Annotated in this window: 19 protein-coding genes and 2 pseudogenes; 13 read left to right on the top strand and 8 right to left on the bottom strand. The window is 67.9% G+C overall.

All coding sequences use genetic code 11. From position 1 onward, the window contains the following. From ACESK5_RS15200 to ACESK5_RS15210, 3 genes and pseudogenes are all read left to right on the top strand, one after another. A pseudogene (locus ACESK5_RS15200) lies at nt 1-396 on the top strand (UbiD family decarboxylase); the annotation flags it as partial. Continuing rightward, a complete protein-coding gene (locus ACESK5_RS15205; RefSeq protein ID WP_372912430.1) occupies nt 393-1,805 on the top strand; it encodes a UbiD family decarboxylase in 1,413 nt (470 codons plus the stop codon). The pseudogene ACESK5_RS15200 and the gene ACESK5_RS15205, both read left to right, overlap by 4 nt. Then, nucleotides 1,802-2,755 (top strand): MBL fold metallo-hydrolase, encoded by a 954-nt coding sequence (locus tag ACESK5_RS15210; RefSeq protein ID WP_372912431.1) that lies wholly within the window; start codon nt 1,802-1,804, stop codon nt 2,753-2,755. The genes ACESK5_RS15205 and ACESK5_RS15210 overlap by 4 nt, the downstream gene beginning before the upstream one ends. Before the next feature lie 390 nt (nt 2,756-3,145). On the opposite strand, the gene ACESK5_RS15215 is transcribed toward ACESK5_RS15210, so the two are convergent. Next, nucleotides 3,146-3,430: a 2Fe-2S iron-sulfur cluster-binding protein gene (locus ACESK5_RS15215; RefSeq protein ID WP_372912432.1), complete on the bottom strand. Its 285-nt coding sequence runs from the start codon at nt 3,428-3,430 to the stop codon at nt 3,146-3,148. Continuing rightward, nucleotides 3,430-3,912, bottom strand: a complete 483-nt coding sequence (locus tag ACESK5_RS15220) for an N-acetyltransferase family protein (RefSeq protein ID WP_372912433.1) — start codon at nt 3,910-3,912, stop codon at nt 3,430-3,432. Before ACESK5_RS15220 ends, ACESK5_RS15215 begins: the two co-directional genes overlap by 1 nt. A gap of 134 nt (nt 3,913-4,046) precedes the next feature. Between ACESK5_RS15220 and ACESK5_RS15225 the strand changes: the two genes are divergently transcribed. The 6 genes from ACESK5_RS15225 (at nt 4,047) to ACESK5_RS15250 (ending at nt 7,481) form a co-directional block, all read left to right on the top strand. After that, nucleotides 4,047-4,970, top strand: coding sequence for a Phenylacetic acid catabolic protein (locus tag ACESK5_RS15225; RefSeq protein ID WP_372912434.1), 924 nt, complete (start codon nt 4,047-4,049; stop codon nt 4,968-4,970). Then, on the top strand, nt 4,967-5,347 hold the full coding sequence (locus tag ACESK5_RS15230) for a metal-sulfur cluster assembly factor (protein ID WP_372912435.1): 381 nt from the start codon (nt 4,967-4,969) through the stop codon (nt 5,345-5,347). The genes ACESK5_RS15225 and ACESK5_RS15230 overlap by 4 nt, the downstream gene beginning before the upstream one ends. Beyond that, nucleotides 5,344-5,553, top strand: coding sequence for a phenylacetic acid degradation PaaB family protein (locus ACESK5_RS15235; RefSeq protein ID WP_372912436.1), 210 nt, complete (start codon nt 5,344-5,346; stop codon nt 5,551-5,553). The genes ACESK5_RS15230 and ACESK5_RS15235 overlap by 4 nt, the downstream gene beginning before the upstream one ends. Next, a complete protein-coding gene (locus ACESK5_RS15240) occupies nt 5,550-6,323 on the top strand; it encodes a Phenylacetic acid catabolic protein (protein WP_372912437.1) in 774 nt (257 codons plus the stop codon). The genes ACESK5_RS15235 and ACESK5_RS15240 overlap by 4 nt, the downstream gene beginning before the upstream one ends. A gap of 28 nt (nt 6,324-6,351) precedes the next feature. Beyond that, nucleotides 6,352-6,531, top strand: coding sequence for a hypothetical protein (locus ACESK5_RS15245; protein WP_372912438.1), 180 nt, complete (start codon nt 6,352-6,354; stop codon nt 6,529-6,531). A 113-nt stretch (nt 6,532-6,644) separates the two neighbouring features. Continuing rightward, nucleotides 6,645-7,481, top strand: a complete 837-nt coding sequence (locus ACESK5_RS15250) for an enoyl-CoA hydratase/isomerase family protein (protein ID WP_372912439.1) — start codon at nt 6,645-6,647, stop codon at nt 7,479-7,481. Between the two features lie 95 nt (nt 7,482-7,576). Here ACESK5_RS15250 and ACESK5_RS15255 read toward each other — a convergent pair whose 3' ends face one another. From ACESK5_RS15255 to ACESK5_RS15265, 3 genes are all read right to left on the bottom strand, one after another. Continuing rightward, nucleotides 7,577-8,731 carry an acyl-CoA dehydrogenase family protein gene (locus ACESK5_RS15255; protein WP_372912440.1) on the bottom strand — a complete coding sequence of 385 codons (1,155 nt, stop codon included), beginning with the start codon at nt 8,729-8,731 and terminating at the stop codon, nt 7,577-7,579. A 542-nt stretch (nt 8,732-9,273) separates the two neighbouring features. Next, nucleotides 9,274-11,064 (bottom strand): site-2 protease family protein, encoded by a 1,791-nt coding sequence (locus ACESK5_RS15260; RefSeq protein ID WP_372912441.1) that lies wholly within the window; start codon nt 11,062-11,064, stop codon nt 9,274-9,276. Nucleotides 11,065-11,190: 126 nt separating this feature from the next. Then, on the bottom strand, nt 11,191-11,457 hold the full coding sequence (locus tag ACESK5_RS15265) for a hypothetical protein (protein WP_372912442.1): 267 nt from the start codon (nt 11,455-11,457) through the stop codon (nt 11,191-11,193). Between the two features lie 108 nt (nt 11,458-11,565). Between ACESK5_RS15265 and ACESK5_RS15270 the strand changes: the two genes are divergently transcribed. Then, nucleotides 11,566-12,108 carry a hypothetical protein gene (locus ACESK5_RS15270; protein ID WP_372912448.1) on the top strand — a complete coding sequence of 181 codons (543 nt, stop codon included), beginning with the start codon at nt 11,566-11,568 and terminating at the stop codon, nt 12,106-12,108. 84 nt (nt 12,109-12,192) lie between these two features. Here ACESK5_RS15270 and lysS read toward each other — a convergent pair whose 3' ends face one another. Together lysS and pyrH are read right to left on the bottom strand one after the other, a co-directional pair. Then, nucleotides 12,193-13,854, bottom strand: coding sequence for a lysine--tRNA ligase (lysS, locus tag ACESK5_RS15275; RefSeq protein ID WP_372912443.1), 1,662 nt, complete (start codon nt 13,852-13,854; stop codon nt 12,193-12,195). Then, on the bottom strand, nt 13,851-14,570 hold the full coding sequence (gene pyrH / locus ACESK5_RS15280) for a UMP kinase (RefSeq protein ID WP_372912444.1): 720 nt from the start codon (nt 14,568-14,570) through the stop codon (nt 13,851-13,853). The genes lysS and pyrH overlap by 4 nt, the downstream gene beginning before the upstream one ends. 152 nt (nt 14,571-14,722) lie before the next feature. On the opposite strand from pyrH, the gene ACESK5_RS15285 reads away from it, so the two are divergent. The 3 genes from ACESK5_RS15285 to ACESK5_RS15295 all read left to right on the top strand — a co-directional run bounded on the left by ACESK5_RS15285 (nt 14,723) and on the right by ACESK5_RS15295 (nt 17,359). After that, nucleotides 14,723-15,511, top strand: coding sequence for a molybdopterin synthase (locus tag ACESK5_RS15285; RefSeq protein ID WP_372912445.1), 789 nt, complete (start codon nt 14,723-14,725; stop codon nt 15,509-15,511). Between the two features lie 336 nt (nt 15,512-15,847). After that, nucleotides 15,848-16,108: a hypothetical protein gene (locus ACESK5_RS15290; protein WP_372912446.1), complete on the top strand. Its 261-nt coding sequence runs from the start codon at nt 15,848-15,850 to the stop codon at nt 16,106-16,108. Nucleotides 16,109-16,225: 117 nt separating this feature from the next. After that, the gene (locus ACESK5_RS15295; RefSeq protein ID WP_372912447.1) at nt 16,226-17,359 is read left to right on the top strand and encodes a site-2 protease family protein; all 1,134 of its coding nucleotides are present in this window, start codon (nt 16,226-16,228) and stop codon (nt 17,357-17,359) included. Nucleotides 17,360-17,452: 93 nt separating this feature from the next. Here ACESK5_RS15295 and ACESK5_RS15300 read toward each other — a convergent pair. Next, nucleotides 17,453-17,701: pseudogene (locus ACESK5_RS15300) on the bottom strand (thiamine-phosphate kinase); the annotation flags it as partial.

Raw genomic sequence — 17,701 nt, forward strand, 5'->3', positions numbered from 1 at the left:
GCGAACTTCATCTTCACCACCTGGGGGATGCTCCACATCGACTTCTTCGTCTTTGTCGACGCGGACGTCGACCCGCTGGACACGCGCGCCGTCCTCGAGGCCATCGCGCTCCACGCGGACCCCGACGCGGACTTCCACCAGTTCGGGACCGAGACGATGCCGAAGGTGCCGCTGAACATCTATCAGACACCCGATGAGAAGGGTGACGCACAGACGGGGACCTCGAAGGCGAAGACGGCGAAGGCGTACATCGACGCCACGCGGGACCCGACAGAGGGAGAGGATTCAATCGATCTGACACGTGAGGCGAGGGCGCGCGCCCAGTCGGTGCTCGCGGCGGCGGGGATGCCGGCGGACCGACTCACGCTCGCCGACGCCACGGAGGAGGTGCGATGAACGCGCTGGACTTCCGGGCGAGCGTCGAACGACTCGACGCGGACGGCGACTTGCTCCGCGTCGACGAGCGGTTGGCCGGCGGCGAGGAACCGTTCGCCGTCGCCAGTGAGGCCGCCCGCGCGAACGGCCCGGCGGTGCTCTTCACCGACGTGCCGGGGACCGGTCGGCTGGTGAGCGGCGTTCGCGGCGGCCCCGACCAGACCGTCCAGCGGTCGCGGCTCCCCTGGCGACGGTGTGTGACGGCGCTCGGCCTCGACGCCGACGCGCCGTACCGGTCGTTGCTGCGCGTCGTCCGAGCGGCGGGAACCGAGCCAGCAGCCGTCGAGGAGGCGCCACTCGAAGCCGATCGGGCAGCACGGGACGTGACCGCGCTCTGTCTGCCGGTGTCGACACCGACGTCGGCGCCGCTGGTGACGACGGGCATCGCTTCGACGACTGTCGACGGGGAGACGCAGTGGGCACCCGTCCGCGGCGTCGTCGAGGGGCGGACGACGCTGCGACTCAGCGTCCCCGAGCGGTTCGCCGAGGCCGCGAGCGACGGGCCTGCCGCCCTCGCGCTCGGCGTCCCGACGGCGGCGACGCTAGCGGCACACCTGCAAGCGACCGGAGCACGCCCCTGGCGCGACCGGGACACGCCGACCATCGCGGCGGCACTGGGGACGACGGACATCGCACCCGTCGACGGCGGGCTGCTGCCGGCGAGCGCCGAAGTCGTCGTCGAGGGGACGGCGACAGCCGAGTCGTCACCGCCACCCGGCCCCTCGGCCCGGTGGGAGCGGACGGTGCCGACGGCGACCCTCTCGCTGTCGGTCGCCCGGGTCGCGACGCGGGCGGACCCGCTGCTCCCCTGCGTGCCGCTCGGGACCCCACTCGCCGACGACGTTCACGTCACGAGCGTCGTCGAGTCGGCCCGCCTGTCGAGTCGGGTGAACGGCTACTGGGGCGTCTCGCCCGTCGAGTGGGTCTGGCTCCCGGTCGAGTCGGGCCTCGGACTCTGTCTCGTCGCGAGCGAACTCCTGTACGCGGGCTTCGAGTGGCAGCTGGCGAACACGCTCTTCTCCTTCTCGTCGTCGTTCGACAAGATCGTCATCCTCGACGCGGACAGTTCGGTCGAGAACCTCGCCCGCGCACTGGACGACATGTGGGTGAAGGCCCACCCGTCGCACGACTGGCACTTCAGCGACCCGGCGGCACCAGCGGCGACTGCCCCGCGCTACCGGCGGGACGGCGAGACCGGCTCCCGGTTGTACGTCAACGCCGCGTGGGACCCACAGTGGGACGAGGAGTACATCGCCCCGCGGGTCACCTTCGAGACCATGTACCCCGCGGAACTCCAGGAGGGGGTCAGAGAGCGGTGGGAGTCGCTCGGGTTCGACCCGGTCGAGTCTGAGGAGGGAACACGAGAGTGACACGTCCCGTCAGAATCTCCGTCGGAGCGGGGAGCCCCGAGGGTGCGAACAGCGCGTACCTCCTCCCGGAACGGGGCGTCGTCGTCGACCCCGGCCCGCCGAGCGAGGAGGCCTGGACCGCGCTCCGAGCGGGCATCCGCGGAGCGGGCCTCGACGTCGGCGCGGTCGACCACGTCTTCGTGACGCACTGGCACGCCGACCACACCGGCCTCGCGCCGCGTCTCGCGCGCGCCGCCGACGCGACGGTCCACATGCACGCGCGCGACGCGCCGTTCGTCGCGTCGTACGAGCGGACGCGGACCGCACGACTGCAACGTGACGCCGCGGCACTCCGGCGGTGGGGTGTCCCCGAGACGACTGTCGAGGCAGTCGTCGACGGCGACACGCCGTCGCCGCTCCCCGCCGAGACGGCGGTCGAACGCCACGACGACGGGGACAGGGTGGCCGGGGGGCGACTGCTCCACACACCGGGACACACGGCGGGACACGCCGCCGTCGCGTTCGACGGCCACCTGTTCGTCGGCGACTGCCTCCTCCCGACGTACACACCGAACGTCGGCGGGAGCGACACCCGGCTCTCGAACCCTCTGGCCGCGTATCTCGCGTCGCTCGAGTCTCTCGAGCGACGGCTCGGCACCTGCGAGTTCCACCCGGGGCACGGAGCGTCGCTCGACCTCCCGCGGCGAATCGAACAGATCAGAGTCCACCACGAAGAGCGGACACGGCGCGTCTCCGATCGGGTCGCGGCCCGGGGACGAGCGACGCCCTGGGAGGTCGCCGGCGACCTGTTCGGTGACCTCGCGGGACTCCACGTGAAGTTCGGGGCCGGCGAGGCCGCGGCACACCTCGCGTTTCTCCACGACGCGGGGTACGTGACGAGGAGAGACGGCGAACGGGCGGTGTACGAACACCGGCGGCCGTACGAGGGAGGTGGAGAACGGTCGGCGTGAGTCCGCGACCCGGCCCGGACACCGGTGACAGGCCGGACGACGGCTGACAACGCTCGATGACGCTCGGGCTGTTGTAAACAGATATGTAAACAGCTCACTCGACGCCGGGGCGAACGAACGATGCGTGGGGCCTCTGCCACCGACGTGTGGGTTCCCCTAACAGCGGGACGATGGCATTACACCAGTAGAACTGTTCGCATCTCACGTCGTTGCCGCCTCGCTCACGGCGTATTGTAAACAGATGTGTAAACACACTCGTGAACACGGACCGCCGGCCAGGGATACTGCCGTCGGTGGTGGGGGCGCGGCGACGCCAGGTGGCGGTGCGGCACGACGGGACCGAGAAGACGCCGACGGGAGGTCGGGACGGACGGGAGTCGGCGAGGCGGTTCAGGGGCCGGAGTTCGACTCGAGTTCGAGGTTCGAGAGCGCACGTGCGACGCAGGTGAGGACGTAGCCCTCCTCCTTCTCGCTCTCCGAGAGGAACATCCCCTCGGTCTGTTCGACCTCGCCGTCGCCGACACGCTGGGCGCTACAGACCCCGCAGACGCCCATCCGGCACTGGTACGGGAGGTCCATCCCGGCGTCCTCGGCGGCTTCGAGAATGGGCGTGTCGGCCGGCACCTCGATCGTCCTGCCCTCGTCGACGAAGGTGACCTCGTAGCGTTCGGTCATCACTCGACCTTGCGTTCGAAGACGTGTTCGACGGGTTCGAATCCCATCCGACGGTACGCCGACTCGGCACGCTCGTCACCGTCGAGGACGTCGACGCGGCAGAAGTCGACGTCGCGGTCGGAGGCGGCGAACCACTCGACTGCGGCGTCGACGAGGTCGTCTCCGATGCCCTGTTCGCGGTACTCGTCGACGACGAAGTGGCCGTTGATGTAGCCGTGGTCGGAGAGTCGAAAGATGGGGTGGTCGCCGGTCAGGCGGGCCTCGAGCACGCCGACCAGTTCGTCCTCGTGTTCGGCGACGATGACGGTCCCGTACTTCGAGTCGACGAGTTGGTTCTCGAAGTACGAGAGCCACCGTTCGTCGGCCGACTCGCGGTGGTCGTACCGCTCGTCGAACTGGGAGAGGACGTCGGTGAACTGGTGCCACAGCTCCAGGAGTCGCTCACCGTCGTCGAGGGTCGCGTGACGGATGGTTACGTCCATGTGACGGGCCACGCTCCCAGGTCAAAAAGGTGTGTCGGCTGGCCGGCGGCGCGCCCGTCGGCGGCCGAACGCGGGGCGAAACCGGTATCCATGCAAACAATTAATAAGGTTCGCCCGAATCCTGAGAGTAGACAATGACCAGCGAGGAGCGACTCAAGCAACAGCTACAGGACGGGAAGATGATCGAGGACGAGTCCGAGATGACCGAGGGGTACAAGAAGGCCCTCACCCAGACCCTCCTCGTCTCCGGCGACACCGAACTGATGAGCGCGCCGGCGTACTACGAACCGTCGATGAACGCGCCGAGCGTCAACGCTCGGGCCTCCTGTGTGAGCGTCATCCAGGACGAACTCGGTCACGGTCACATCGCGTACCGGCTCCTGGAGGACCTCGGCTACGACCGCGAGGAACTCATCTACGGCCGCGAACCCCACGAGTTCCGCAACACCTACGGCTTCGACCAGCCGCTGGAGAACTTCGCCGAACTCGTCACCGCCCACGGCATGTGGGACCGCGCGGGCATCGTCCTCCTGACCGACATCCACGAGAACACCTCCTACGCCCCCTGGAAACGCGCGCTCACGAAAGTCGGCAAGGAGGAGCAGTTCCACCTGCGCCACGGCGAGACGTGGATGCGCCGCCTCGCGAACAAGAACGAGAAGACGAAGACGAAGGTCCAGGACGCCGTCGACTGGATGTTCCCCATCGCGCTCGAGTGGTTCGGCCTGTCGGACGACGAGAAGAAACACTCCGACCAGCTCGACTACCGCATCAAGGCGATGACGAACGACGAACTCCGGCAGGAGTGGATGAGCACGGCCGTCCCGCTGTGCGAGGAACTCGGACTCGACGTGCCCGCACACTACGACGAGGAGGCCGGCGAGTACGTCGTCGAGTACGACCTCCCCGTCGCGTTCGACGCCGAGACCAAGACGTGGCACTTCGACGAGCCCATCTCCTGGAGCGACGTCATCGACCGCTGGCGCGGCCGCGGGCCCGCCAACGAGAAGTACGTGAACATGCTACAGTCGGGGCGACTGGACCCCGTGTCCGCATGAGCACGGCAGAGACCCAGGAGTTCGGCGTCCCGTTCGGGCCCGGCGAGGACGCGACGGAGTTCGAGGCGGAAATCTGGGCGAACCTCGACGAGATTCCGGACCCCCACATCCCGGTAAGTCTCGTCGAGATGGCGATGATCTACGACGTCCACGTCGACTACGGCCCCGGCGGGGCCGACGTCACCGTGGAGATGACGTTCCCCTGCATGGGCTGTCCGGCTTACGACATGATCCTCGACGACGTCCGCGCGTGCTTGCGCACCATGCGCGACGTCTCGACCGTCGAGGTCGACGTCGTGTGGGACCCCATCTGGGAGAAGAGCATGCTGACGCCCGAGGTTCGCGAGAAGATGCGCGAGTCCGGGATCGCGTTATGAAGTACGAGGTGTTCGCGCGCATCAAGCCCGGCGACGACCTCATCAACGTGGGGAACGTCGACGCCCCGAACGACCGTCTGGCGAAGGTGTACGCGTACCGGACGTACGACGAGGAGGACTGGGACCGCCTCGTGGTGGCCCGACGGGACCACCTGCTCGACGCGACCAACGTCGGGCAGATGCCCGACTCACCGGGGGAGCTATGAGCGACGAGTGGCCCCCGGAAGCGGTCGACTACGTCCAGGCCGTCGCGGACACGAAGCTGCTGCTCTCACACCGCTACGCGCAGTGGATGCTGTCGAGCCCAGTGCTGGAGGACGACATCGCCGGGGCGAGTGCCGCACAGGACGAACTCGGACACGTCCGCCAGCTGTTCCGCCTGCTCGGCCAGCAGGGACGGGACGACGACTGGCTCGAGGGCGACCGCTCCCCCGCGGAGTTCGCCAACGCCGCTCCGCTCGACGAGAATCCGGAGACGTGGGTCGAGTTCGTCGTGACGCTCGGGTTCGTCGAACGGGCCGCGTGGTATCTCCTCGACGCCATCGTCCACGAGGACTTCGACGGACTCGGCACCCGAATCGGGCAGGACGAGTTCTTCCACCTGGAGTTCCTCGACGGGCGGCTGGAGACGCTGGCCGACGAACGAGCCGACGAGGTGACCGAGGCGATGGCGTCGGCGCTCCCGGGCGTCCTCGCCTTCCTCGGTCCGGCCGCGTACGACGAGGAGACCGACCCGCTCGTCGCGGCGGGGTTCACCGACCGGCCCGCGGCGGTGCTCCGGTCGTCGTTCCGCGCGAAGTACGACGAACTCCTCGACGGGACCCCCGTCTCGCTCGCCGACGTCGACATCGACTGGGACGCCCCCGCGGCCGACGCGTGGGACGAGCGTCGCCGCCGCGTCGGCGAGGGGACGGTGAGCGAGGAGGACGTGACGGCGCTCAGCGGCGTGCGGAACGCCGAGTTCGCCATGGACTGACGAGACGGCACCGACCACACCCACACCCATGTCACCAACCAAGACCGAAGACCTCACGCCCGAGTGCCCGTACTGCGGGTCGACCGAGACCGAACTCCACTCGGCGTTCGGCTCGGAGATATCGAAGAGCCAGTACTACTGCCGGAACTGCCGGACCGTGTTCGAGCGCATCAAGTACGACGGGAACGTCCCCGACACGGGGCGCTGAGTTCGCCCTTCCCCCACATCCGCTCAAACGCCCGATACCGGACGGTACAGGCCTCGAAGACTGTGTTTCCGGTCGGTAATTATTTGTACATCCCTTACGTCGGGCCGAGTGCAATGGACACCTTCGACGACCTCGACCTCGAGAACTTCGAGACCGAACGCGACGGCCACGTGGGAATCGTCCGCCTCGACAAGCCCCCGGCGAACGCCCACGACGTGGACATGGTACTGCAGTTCCAGACGATGGTCGAGACCATCCGGTTCGACGAGACCATCCGCGCCGCCGTGCTGAGTTCGACGAGTGACAAGTTCTTCTCGTCGGGCTACGACATCCAGGCGCTGCAGGACGAGAGCCCCGAACACATCGGCTACGCGAGTCAGACGAGCAAGGAGTCGATCCTCAAGATGCGGTCGACCGACACCATCTTCGTCGCCGCCATCGACGGCCACTGCATGGGCGGCGGCCTCGAGTTCGCCCTCGCGACCGACCTCCGGTACGCCGGCGACGACGACAGCTACAACCTCGGCGTCCCCGAGGTGAAACTCGGCCTCATCCCCGGCGAGGCGGGGACACAACTCCTGCCCCGGTACGTGGGCCGCGCGAAGGCGCTGAAGATGATGGTCACCGACGAGCGACTGACGCCGAGTGAGGCCCGGGACGCGGGCATCGTCGACGAACTCGTCGAACCTGGCACCGCCGAGGAGGAGGCAGTTGCGTTCGCGAAGGAGGTGGCGAGCCTCCCGAACAAGGCCGTCGGACACATCAAACTCGCCGTCAACGAGGGGATGGAGATGTCGCTGTACGACGCGCTCACCCACGAGCGCGAACTCCAGAACCAGCTGTTCGACACCCCGGGTGCCGAAGAGGGTATCTCCGCCTTCCTCGAGAAGCGCGACCCCGACTTCCTCACGGCCGAACTCGGCGAGGACGTCGTCGAAGACGACGACTGAGACCGCTCGTCGACAACGCTCGCACGCGACCCGCGTCGTTCTCTTCTTCGAGTCGGCGGCGGCGCGTGTGATACCGGGGCGGTCCGGCCGGCGGTTCAGAGGTCCAGCGTCTCGCGGGCGATAGTCGTCCGCTGAATCTCGGACGTTCCGCCGATGAGACTCAGAATCTTCGCGTCGCGGAAGTACCGTTCGAGCGGTTCGTCCGTCCGGTAGCCCTTCCCGCCGTAAATCTGGATGGCGTTGCGCGTGACGAACTCCGCGGCCTCGCTGCCGGTGAGTTTCGCGGCGCTGGACGCGCGGGTGTCCGGAGCGCCCTCGGCGATGCGGTTCGCCGACGAGTAGACGAGGTGTCGGGCGCTCACCAACTGTGCGTACATGTCGGCGACCAGCACCTGGACGGCCTGGTACTCGCCGATGGCGCTCCCCCCCTGCTCGCGAGCGGAGGCGTAGTCGACCGCCAGGTCGAACGCCCCGCGGGCGAGGCCGGTTCCGATGGCGCCCAGCCCCGTCCGCGCCATGTCGATGGTGCCCATGGCGATGCGGAACCCCTGCCCGACCTCGCCGAGGAGTGCGTCGGCCGGGACCGAGACGTCGTCGAGGGTCGAGTCGCCGGTGACGTGTCCGCGCATCCCCATGTACTCGACCCGCTCGAACGCGAAGCCGGGCGTCTCGTCGACGCTCGGCACGAGGAAGACGCTGACGCCGTGTGAGTCGTCCGGTTGCGGACGACGTCGAGCGACGACGAGGTGGACGTCCGCGACTCCCGCGTTGGTCCCGAACGCCTTCTGGCCCGACAGGCGGTAGCCGTCGTCGGTCGCCTCCGCGACGGTCGACAGCTGTGAGGGGGAACTCCCGGCGTCGGGTTCGGTGAGGAGCATCGCCCCGACGGCGTCGCCGCTCGCCATCCGGTCCAGATACCGGTCGTGCTGGGCGTCGGTGCCGAACCGCGCGATGGGGAGCGCGGCGAAGGTGTGTCCCTGAATCGACTCGGCGACGGCGCCGCTCTCCGCGGCGATGCGCTCGACCGCGAGACAGTAGCCGAGGAAGTCCGACGAGAGGTCGCCGTACCCGTCGGGGAGGAGCAGACCGAGTAGCCCCATCTCCCCCGCGGCCTCCATCACGTCCCGCGGGAACTCGTCCGTCTGTTCGATGTCGTCGGCCCGCGGCCGGACGACGTCGGTCGCGAACTCGTCGGCCCGGTCACGAATCTCACGGTGCTCGTCGCCGAGAGCGGCCTCGATGAGGTCCATCGTCACACACCTCGCCCGGTCGAACCTTAAACGTGAGCGACGCCACCCCGACGGGTGACGGCGGCGCCATCCGACCGAGAGGGCCACGTCGTTCAGCCGTTCGTATCCGACAGGCATTATACTATCTTTTCTTATATTTATCGATCTGTCCGACGAACGCGACCGAGGCCGAGCGACGGTGACGTGGACGGTTCAGCGTATCTCTACCGCCTCTACCTGCCGATATCGTCCGCTCCGTCGCTCACCGCTCGGTGCGGCCCCACGAGTGGTCGGGGCCTCGGCGGCACCGGGCGTTCGTGTGCCTGACGGCCACTCACAGGCGCTCTCGGAGCATCTCGAGCACGTTCGACCGCTCCGGGTGGACGTGGAGTGGAGATAGTCGCCACCGATCACTCCCAATAGTATTATATTTGGTATGGAAAACAAGTAGTCAGATTTATTATATACGAAACGGGGAGCACCAGCATATTCAGTCGTGCCTCCCGTGTGAGAACTCGCTCCTCGGATGCCGAGGGCGGGTGAGAGCGGCGCGCGCCGCGTCCTCAGTTCAGCAGCGTCGGGCCGAAGATGAGGAGGACGAGCGAGGCGAGCATGACGAGACCGACGCTCGTCGTTATCGTCCGGACGAGGGCGTGGGGGCTGTCGACGGGCAGCCGCGAGACGATGGCCTCGGTGCCGGTGCGGAGGATGCGCCCGCCGTCGAGCGGGTAGCCCGGGATGCAGTTGAACAGCCCCAACTGGAGGTTGATCCACGCCGTCCAGAACAGCAGGTTCGCGAGGACGAACACGCCGTCACCGAGGAGTGACAGCGGTCCCTGCACGACGTAGAAATTCGTCACGGCGGGGGTGAAGCCGGGGAAGTTCGGGATGCCGAGGATGACGGAGGCGAGCGGGAGGATGAGCGCGACGTAGACGAGGCCGAGCGGTGAGTCGACGACGTTCACCGGGGCAGTCCCGCCCTCACCGCCGAGGAGGGTGAGGTAGGTCCCCGCGGGGTACGAGCGTGCCCCGAAGTCGGTGAGCACCAGCCCGCTGGTCCCGGGGAAGATGTTCACCCCGAGGAAGCCGTTGCCGTCACGGGGGTTCTCGTCGAGCGTGACGGTGTACGTCTCCGACCGCTCGTCGACGCGCGCGGTGAGGGTCACCTCTTGGCCGGGGTCGGTCCCGTCCAGCGCTGCGTTCAGGTCGGCCGACGAGGTGATGCGCTCGCCGTCGAACTGGGTGACGATGAGGGTGTCGTTCGTCGGCGCACCGGCCTCGGCGAGCGGGCCGTCGGGGGCGACGCGGGTGATGTACGCGCCGATGGGGATGGTGACGATGCCGCGACTGGTCGAGAGACGCGCCATCGTCGCGTCCTCGATGGCCGCCCGGAAGCCCGCGCGCGTGAACACCTGCGTCCCGTTGACCGCAGAGACGGTGATGGGGTCGTCGTCGTTCGAGACGGTCAGGTTCGCCGGGTTCCCACCCACGGAACCGACGACCACGAGACGTCGGTCCACCGAGACGGTCGTCGGGCCGTCGCCGCGGTCGACCGTCGCCTCGACGGTCCGGGCGTCGGTCCCGGCCAGGGCCGTGTCGAGTTGGCTCTCGGAGGAGACGTTCTGTCCCGCCACACTCAGGAGACGGTCGCCGCTCCCGATGCCGGCGTCGCCGGCGGGCGAGCCGTCGAAGGTGCCCTGAACGGCCATCCCCGGCGCGACGCCGATGGCGCCGACGACGGGGCCGAACAGGAGGGCGAAGGCGACGATGGTGATGGCGAAGTTGTTGGTCACGCCGGCGGCGAACATCCGGGTCCGCCCCCCGCGGTCTGCGGCGCGCTGGCTCTCCTCGTCCGGTTCGACGAACGCCCCGACGGGGATGACCGTGAGGAAGACCAGCCCCATCGACTCGATGTCGATGTCCTCGACGCGGCAGAGGAGGCCGTGTCCGCCCTCGTGGACGACCAGTCCCACGAGCAGGCCGAAGACGATTTCCGGAGCGACCGAGAGCGGCAGGAAGTCGTTCACGCCGGGGATGACGAGGAAGTTCTGCGGCTGGTTCACCTGCGTCGGGGCGGGCGGGTTCTGGAGGATGCTGAGCCCCTGGAAGAGCAAGAGCGCGAACGTGCCGACCATGACGACGAGGGTGATACCGACCCCGACGTTGCTCCACGCCCGCCAGAACCGCTTCGGTCCCGCGAGCCAGTTGAGGAAGTCACGCCCGCGTTTCGTGTGGAGCGTGGTGAGCGGTCCCTGGACGCGAACGGAGGAGGGCAGGATGCCGCGCGACTTCAAGAAGAACGCGACGAACGAGTAGGCGAAGACGCCGACGAGCACCCAGACCAGCGTGTTCATCAGACGTTGGGAGGGGAGCGACGCCCAAAGACGTTCGGATTGTGCACGTGTGAGAGCGTGCGCGCTCCGTGTGACGAAAAGGGGACGACGTCGCGGTCGGAGTCGAGTGGACGACGACCGGGGGCGTTACTCCGTCGAGGCGGATTCCGATTCTGACTCCGACTCCGTCGGTTCGAGTTCGATTTCGGTGAACTCGGCCTCGCGGGCGGCACGCTGCCGCGAGACGAGGTACGCAACGACCACCACGGCGACGAGACCGAGGACGACGAGCCACCGTCGGTTCCCACCGCTCGCCTGCTCCTCGGGGGTCGTCGTCTCGTCGTCAGGGGTGGCGTCGACCGCCGTGGACTCCTCGTCGGTCCCGCCTCCGCGTGCGATGTCGAGAATACCCATGTGCGGGTTGACGATGGGCGGCGACCCTCTTGAGCGTGTCCCTCGGACGGGGACCGTGACGGAGGGAGGGTTGATATGCCGTCCCGACGCCCACTACTCGTGTCCGACATGTTCGACTCCGCCCACTACGAGGTCCGCCAGAGGTTCGGCATCGGGACGAAGTACACCGTCTACGAGGGTGACGGCGACACGCCCATCCTCACCGCGAAGAAGAAGAAACTCAAACTGAAAGAGGACTTCCGCTTCACCACGCCCGACGGCGAGGAGGCCTTCCGCGTCCGGGCCGATAGCGTCCTCGACATCGCCGCCGCGTACGACATCGTCGACTCGCGCACGGGCGAGCGGGTCGGGAGCGTCAAGCGCGAAGTCGCCTCGCTGTTCAAACACGAGTACACGCTCCTGGACGCCGACGGGGCCCCCGTCGCCGTCCTCCGCGAGGACAACCACCTCATGGCCGCGCTCAGACGGCTGGTGACGACGCTCATCCCCTTCTCGTACGACATCGTCACCCCGGCCGGGGAGAAGGTCGGCGACGTGGGCGATCAGTTCTCCCTCCGCGACAAGTACTCCATCGACCTCACTCCCGGCACGGTCGACCCCCGACTCGTCGTCGTCGGTACCGTCGTCGTCGACGCCATCGAGGGGAACTGAGCCACAGGGCGGGGGACCGGGGACGAGGAAGGAGCGGTGAAGGGGAGCGGTGAGCGCTCCGGGTCGGCGAGACACCGGGGACGACTACCCCTCGCGGCGAAGGCGTCGGACCACGAACGCCTGGTCGAGTTCGCCGAGGAACTCACCCAGTCGCGGCCCGGAGTCGGCGTCGAAGAAGAGTCGGTAGCCGGCGTTGAAGAAGTCTCCCGTCTCGACGCCGTACTCCTCGGGGAGTTCGTACATCTGTCCCTGAATCTCCTCGCCGGTGTGGCCCGCCGCGACGAAGTCGGCGAGGTCGTCGAGTGCCGCCTCGACACTCGAATCGAACGCCGTCTCGGGGAGGTCGGTCTGCAGGCGGTAGTTGTACTCGTTGTCCATGCGCTCGGCCCAGGCCCGGGCCTTCTCGACCCGCGCGAGGGCGGCCTCGACTGCCCACTCGGGAGTGTCGTCGGTGAGGTGGCCCTCGTTGCGCGCCATCTGCTCGCGTAGCTCGGGGTCGTCGGTCATCCCGAGGACGGCCGCGAACGTGTAGGGGATGCGGACCCGCTCCTCGCGGACCTCACTCACCACGAACGGGTAGGCCCGCTCGGCGAACGCCTCGAGCGTCGGGTCCTCGACTTCGCCGAAGTAGACGCGCTCGAACCGGTCGAACTCGTCGACGAGCTGGTTCAGTCGCGAGAGGTCGAAGTCCTTCGCCTTCTTCGGGTTACGGACGAAGAAGTAGCGGAGCACCTCGGGTTCGAGGAGTTCGAGCACCTCGTCGACGGTGACGACGTTCCCCGACGAGGAGGAGAGCGGTTCGCCGTTGAGGGTGAACCACTCGTACGTCATCGGAACCGGCGGCTCGATGCCGAGGACGTTCGCGGCGATGTCCTCTCCGGAGGGCCACGACCCCTCGGCGTGGTCCTTCCCGAAGGGCTCGAAGTCCACGCCGAGGACCTGCCACTGCGCCGGCCACTCGAACCGCCACGGGAGTTTCCCCTCGCGGAAGGTGGCCGTCCCCTCGTGACCACATCCTTCGATTTGCTGGCCGCCGGCTTCCAGGCCGGAACAGACGTAGTCGACGGTGCGAGCGTCGAGGTCCACGCCGCGGATGTCGGTGGTGAGTCGTCCACACTCGGTACACTGCGCCATGAACGGGACGTACCCGTCGTCGACGCCGTCTTGGTACTGCCCGAGGACCTCCCGAGCGCGGTCGGCGTGCGAGAGGACGTGGTGGACGACGTCGTCGAACTCGCCCGCCTCGTACATCGCGGTGTTCGAGAGCATCTCCACCGGGACGCCGATGCGGTCTGCGCTCTCGGCGAGCAGTGCGGTGAAGTGCTCGCCGTAGGAGTCGTGGTCGCAGTCGTCGAACGGGTCCGGGATGTCCGTGTACGGCACACCCAGATTCCGACCGAGCGCACCGGCGTCGACGTCGCCCAGGCCGACGAGGTTCCAGTCGGCGTCAGCGAGCGTCCGCGGCACCTTGCGGAGGGCGTCGCGGTCGTCGGAGGTGAAGACCTGTCGGACCTCGTGACCGCGCTCGCGGAGTACGCTGGCGACGTAGTAGCCGCGCATGATCTCGTTGAAGTGGCCGAGGTGCGGGATGCCGGAGGGCGAGACGCCGCCCTTGATGACGATCGGGTCGGTGGGGTCGCGGGCCTCCACCTCGTCGGCCACGCTGTCCGCCCAGAAGGCGCGGTGGTCCGGGTCGTCTCCGCCACCGGCACCGTCGTCGGAGGCGCGAGCGTCGGGGTCGCTCATCGCTGTGCCCAGTAGCTCGGGTGCTCGTCCGTCCCCTCGGGGACGATGTCGGTCCCCGAGTGTGCGCCGCGGAGCGCGGCGGCCTCGATACGGTCGGGGTCGGTGCCGTCGAGGACGATGGTCCGCATCTTCGAGCGCTCGATGAGTTTCGCGGCGAGGAGGTCGACGGGGGCGGAGGCGCCCGCGTTCATCTCGATGTCGCCGATGACGTCGACCAGTTCGCTCGCCGAGAGGTTGTCGTACTTCTCCGCCGTCGACTCGACGTTCGGGTCGGTGTTGTAGACGCCGTCGACGCTCGTGGCGTAGATGAGGAGGTCGGCGTTGACGTACTCGGCGAGCGCCGCGGCCACCGCGTCGGTGGTCTGTCCGGGAGAGACCCCACCCATCACGGAGACGTCGCCCCGGCGGATGGAGTCGCCGGCGTCCTCGTAGGTGTGTGCTGGTTTCGGGTCGACGCGCGGGCCGAGCGCCGCGATGAGGAGGCGGGCGTTGATGCGCGTCACGTCGATTCCGAGCTGGTCCAGCTGGACCTCGTTCGCGCCGAGGTCGCGTGCGGCGTTGATGTAGTCGCGCGCGACGCCGCCCCCGCCGACGACGACGCCGAGTTCGCACCCCTCGGTCGCGAGGGACTCGATGACTGCGGCGTGTCGCTCGACACGCTGGGGGTCGAGTTGCGGGGCGAGAACGCTCCCACCGATAGAAACCACGACTCTCATTGGCTCCGGATTGCCGAGAGCGGGGCTTAAGAGTTATCAAGTCGTGGGGCCCGGCAGTGTGTTCACCACTGGCTCACTCCCACACACACACACTACCCGCAGCGGCCGGTGGAGGCGACATTCTAAAGCCGGTTCGTCTCCGCGAAGGGAGTATGCGAGTATTCGGCATCCTCGGTCCCGGTGCGGACGACCTGGCGGCACGACTCCTGCCCCGACTGGACGGGTCGGTGGTGCGGGTCGAGGCGGGCGACGCGTCCACGCCGGCGGACGACGTCACGAGTGACACGTACCGACTCGGCGCGGACGGGTCGTGGGACGCGCGCGGAACCGACCGCTCGCTCGACACCCTCCTGGACGACGTGGCACCCCGGTACGCGTACGCCGTCTGTCTCGGGCTCGACGCGGCGACCGACGTCCCGTCCGTCGTGCTGGGCGACGGGGACGACCCGGACGGAGAGAACGTCCTGTACGCGGCTCCCGACGCGGAGACGGCCGACGTCGACGCGGTCCTCGACGCGCTCGACGGGGTGGAACCGTACGTCACCCTGGGGACGCTCGTCGACCGGGTCAAGTCGTCGCCGCGGGCGGAGCGCGCCGGTGCGATCGCTACATTCACCGGACGCGTCCGCGCGAAGGACGGGGACGACGACCCCCGGACGACGGCGCTCGAGTTCGAGAAGTACGAGGGCGTCGCCGACGAGCGGATGGCGACCATCTGTCGCGAGCTGGAGGAACGGGAGGGTGTCCTCGACGTCGAGATGCACCACCGGACGGGACGTATCCACGACGGCGAGGACATCGTCTTCGTCGTCGTCCTGGCGGGTCACCGCGAGGAGGCGTTCCGTACCGTCGAGGACGGCATCAACCGACTCAAAGACAAGGTGCCGCTGTTCAAGAAGGAGGTGACGGTCGACGACACCTTCTGGCGCCACACGCGGTAGACGACGGCCACTCTGTGACGGTCACGACCGGAGCCAGTCGCCGAACAGGCGGCCGGGAGGTGGTGCGCGCGCCACGTCGCCCTCCCCAGATGGAGAAAATGTTGCCGAAATAAGCCGCCTGTCTGACGGGTTTTACGCGATTCACGGCGGTTTTTATTCACGCTATGCCTCTTGCGATTGAAAGATTCTGGTGGCTTCGTGAAATGTCTAAAGGTTTCTAGAAGAGTTCTGAATCGTCCGTGAAACGTCCGAGTGGGCTGAAACCATCCGAACTGCTCCGAACGTTCCTCCGTTTATATACTGTCACAGGGCCATCCGAGAAACGAGGTCAACACAATGAGCGCAACCGCGTCCCCCTCCACCGACGGCAGCTCGAAGGAAGAACGTCTGAAGCAGTACCTGCTCGAGAAGGCGCAGGACGGCGAGATGTACTTCAAGAGCAAGTTCATCGCGGACGACGTCGGGCTGTCACCCAAGGAAATCGGCGCCCTGATGGTCAAGCTCCGCGACTCCGCCTCGGAACTCGAGATCGAGAAGTGGTCGTACACGTCCGCGACCACGTGGCGCATCGAACGCCGCGACGCGCTCACGGCCTGAGACGCGCCGTCGAACCGCCCGCACGTCCCCGCGGTCCCCCCTTCTTGCGGTCGTTATCCGTCCGCAGAGCGACGCCGTCGGACAGGATTTATAGCTCCGTCCCACTTACCGCGAGTGATGGATTCGGCCGAGACGGACGTGCCACGGGAGACCCTCCGGTCGGTCTTCCACCTCCGCGAGACGTACCGGGACGGGGAACGAATCCTGTTCTACGGCGAGGCGCTCGTCCCGCGGAGCAGACTCATCGAGGAGGTGTGGCCCGCGTTCCGCGAGGCGGGGTACGAGGCACGACTCGCGACGACGCGCTCGGGCCGGGAGGACGTCGTCGTCGCGGAGCCAGTGTCGAACGGACCGGACGGGATACCGTGGAAGAACCTGGGACTGTTCGTCGCGACGGTCGTCTCGACGCTGTTCGTCGGGAGCGTCGCGTGGTACTACGTGCCGCTCGAGCAGATTCAGCAGAACCCCCTGACGATGCTTCGGGCGTGGCCCTTCACCGTCGCCGTCCTCGGCGTCCTCTCGGCGCACGAACTCGGCCACTACGTTCTCGGGCGCTACCACGGCGTCGACGTCTCCCTGCCGTACCTCATCCCGTTCATCTTCCCGTTCGGGACGCTCGGTGCGATCATCCGGATGCGCGGGCAGATGCCCGACCGGCGCACCCTGTTCGACATCGGCGTCGCCGGCCCGCTCGCCGGCCTCGCCGCGACTATCGTCGTCACCGTCATCGGCCTCTCGCTGGACCCGTTGACCGTGCCGCCGCGGGTGCTCGAACAGAGCGGCGAGGTCATCGTCTTCAACAATCCCCCGCTCCTCGACCTCATCGCCACCGCCATCGGACAGCCGACGAGTTACACCGACCCCGCGAAGACCGTCCACCCGGTCATCATCGGCGGCTGGGTCGGGATGTTCTTCACCGTCCTCAACCTCCTCCCCGTGGGGCAGCTCGACGGCGGCCACATGCTCCGTGCGATGCTGGGTGAACGTCAGGAGACGGTCGCAGCCGTGGTTCCACTCGTCCTCTTCGGCCTCGCGGGGTACCTCCACTACGAGCGGGGGCTCGGCCTCAACGAGTCGGTCGGCCTGTGGGCGTTCTGGGGGCTGTTCGCCACCGTCATCGCCTACAACGGGCCGGCGGACCCCATCGACGAGACGCCGCTCGACCGCCGTAGACAGGCCGTCGGCGTCCTGACGTTCGCGCTCGGGGCGCTCTGTTTCCTGCTCGTTCCCATCCAGATCATCGGCGTCTAGACCGGTCGCGTCGAACTCGTCCGTCGCTCGGACGGACGTTCTGCGGGCGTAAGGATTCGTCAATCAGGCCCGACGCCCCGGTCACCGGGTGGGCTACTCGCTCCCGTGTGTGTAGCCGCGGTCCGGCAGCGGGTCGGCGTCGACAGTGATGCCGGCGTCGGCGTCGACGGCACGGCCGACGGTGGACAGTGACGTCTCACAGTCGGCGAGGGCTGCCGTGGCGTCGTCGACGGCCGCTTCGGGGAGCGTACAGACGAGTTCGAAGTCCTCGCCGAAGTGGACGCCCAGGTCCCACGCGTCCGCCGCCGCCACCGACGACGTCAGCGCGTCGGCGAGCGGAAC

This window comes from Salinigranum sp., from assembly GCF_041641895.1.
In the GTDB taxonomy this organism is placed as follows: Archaea; Halobacteriota; Halobacteria; order Halobacteriales; family Haloferacaceae; genus Salinigranum.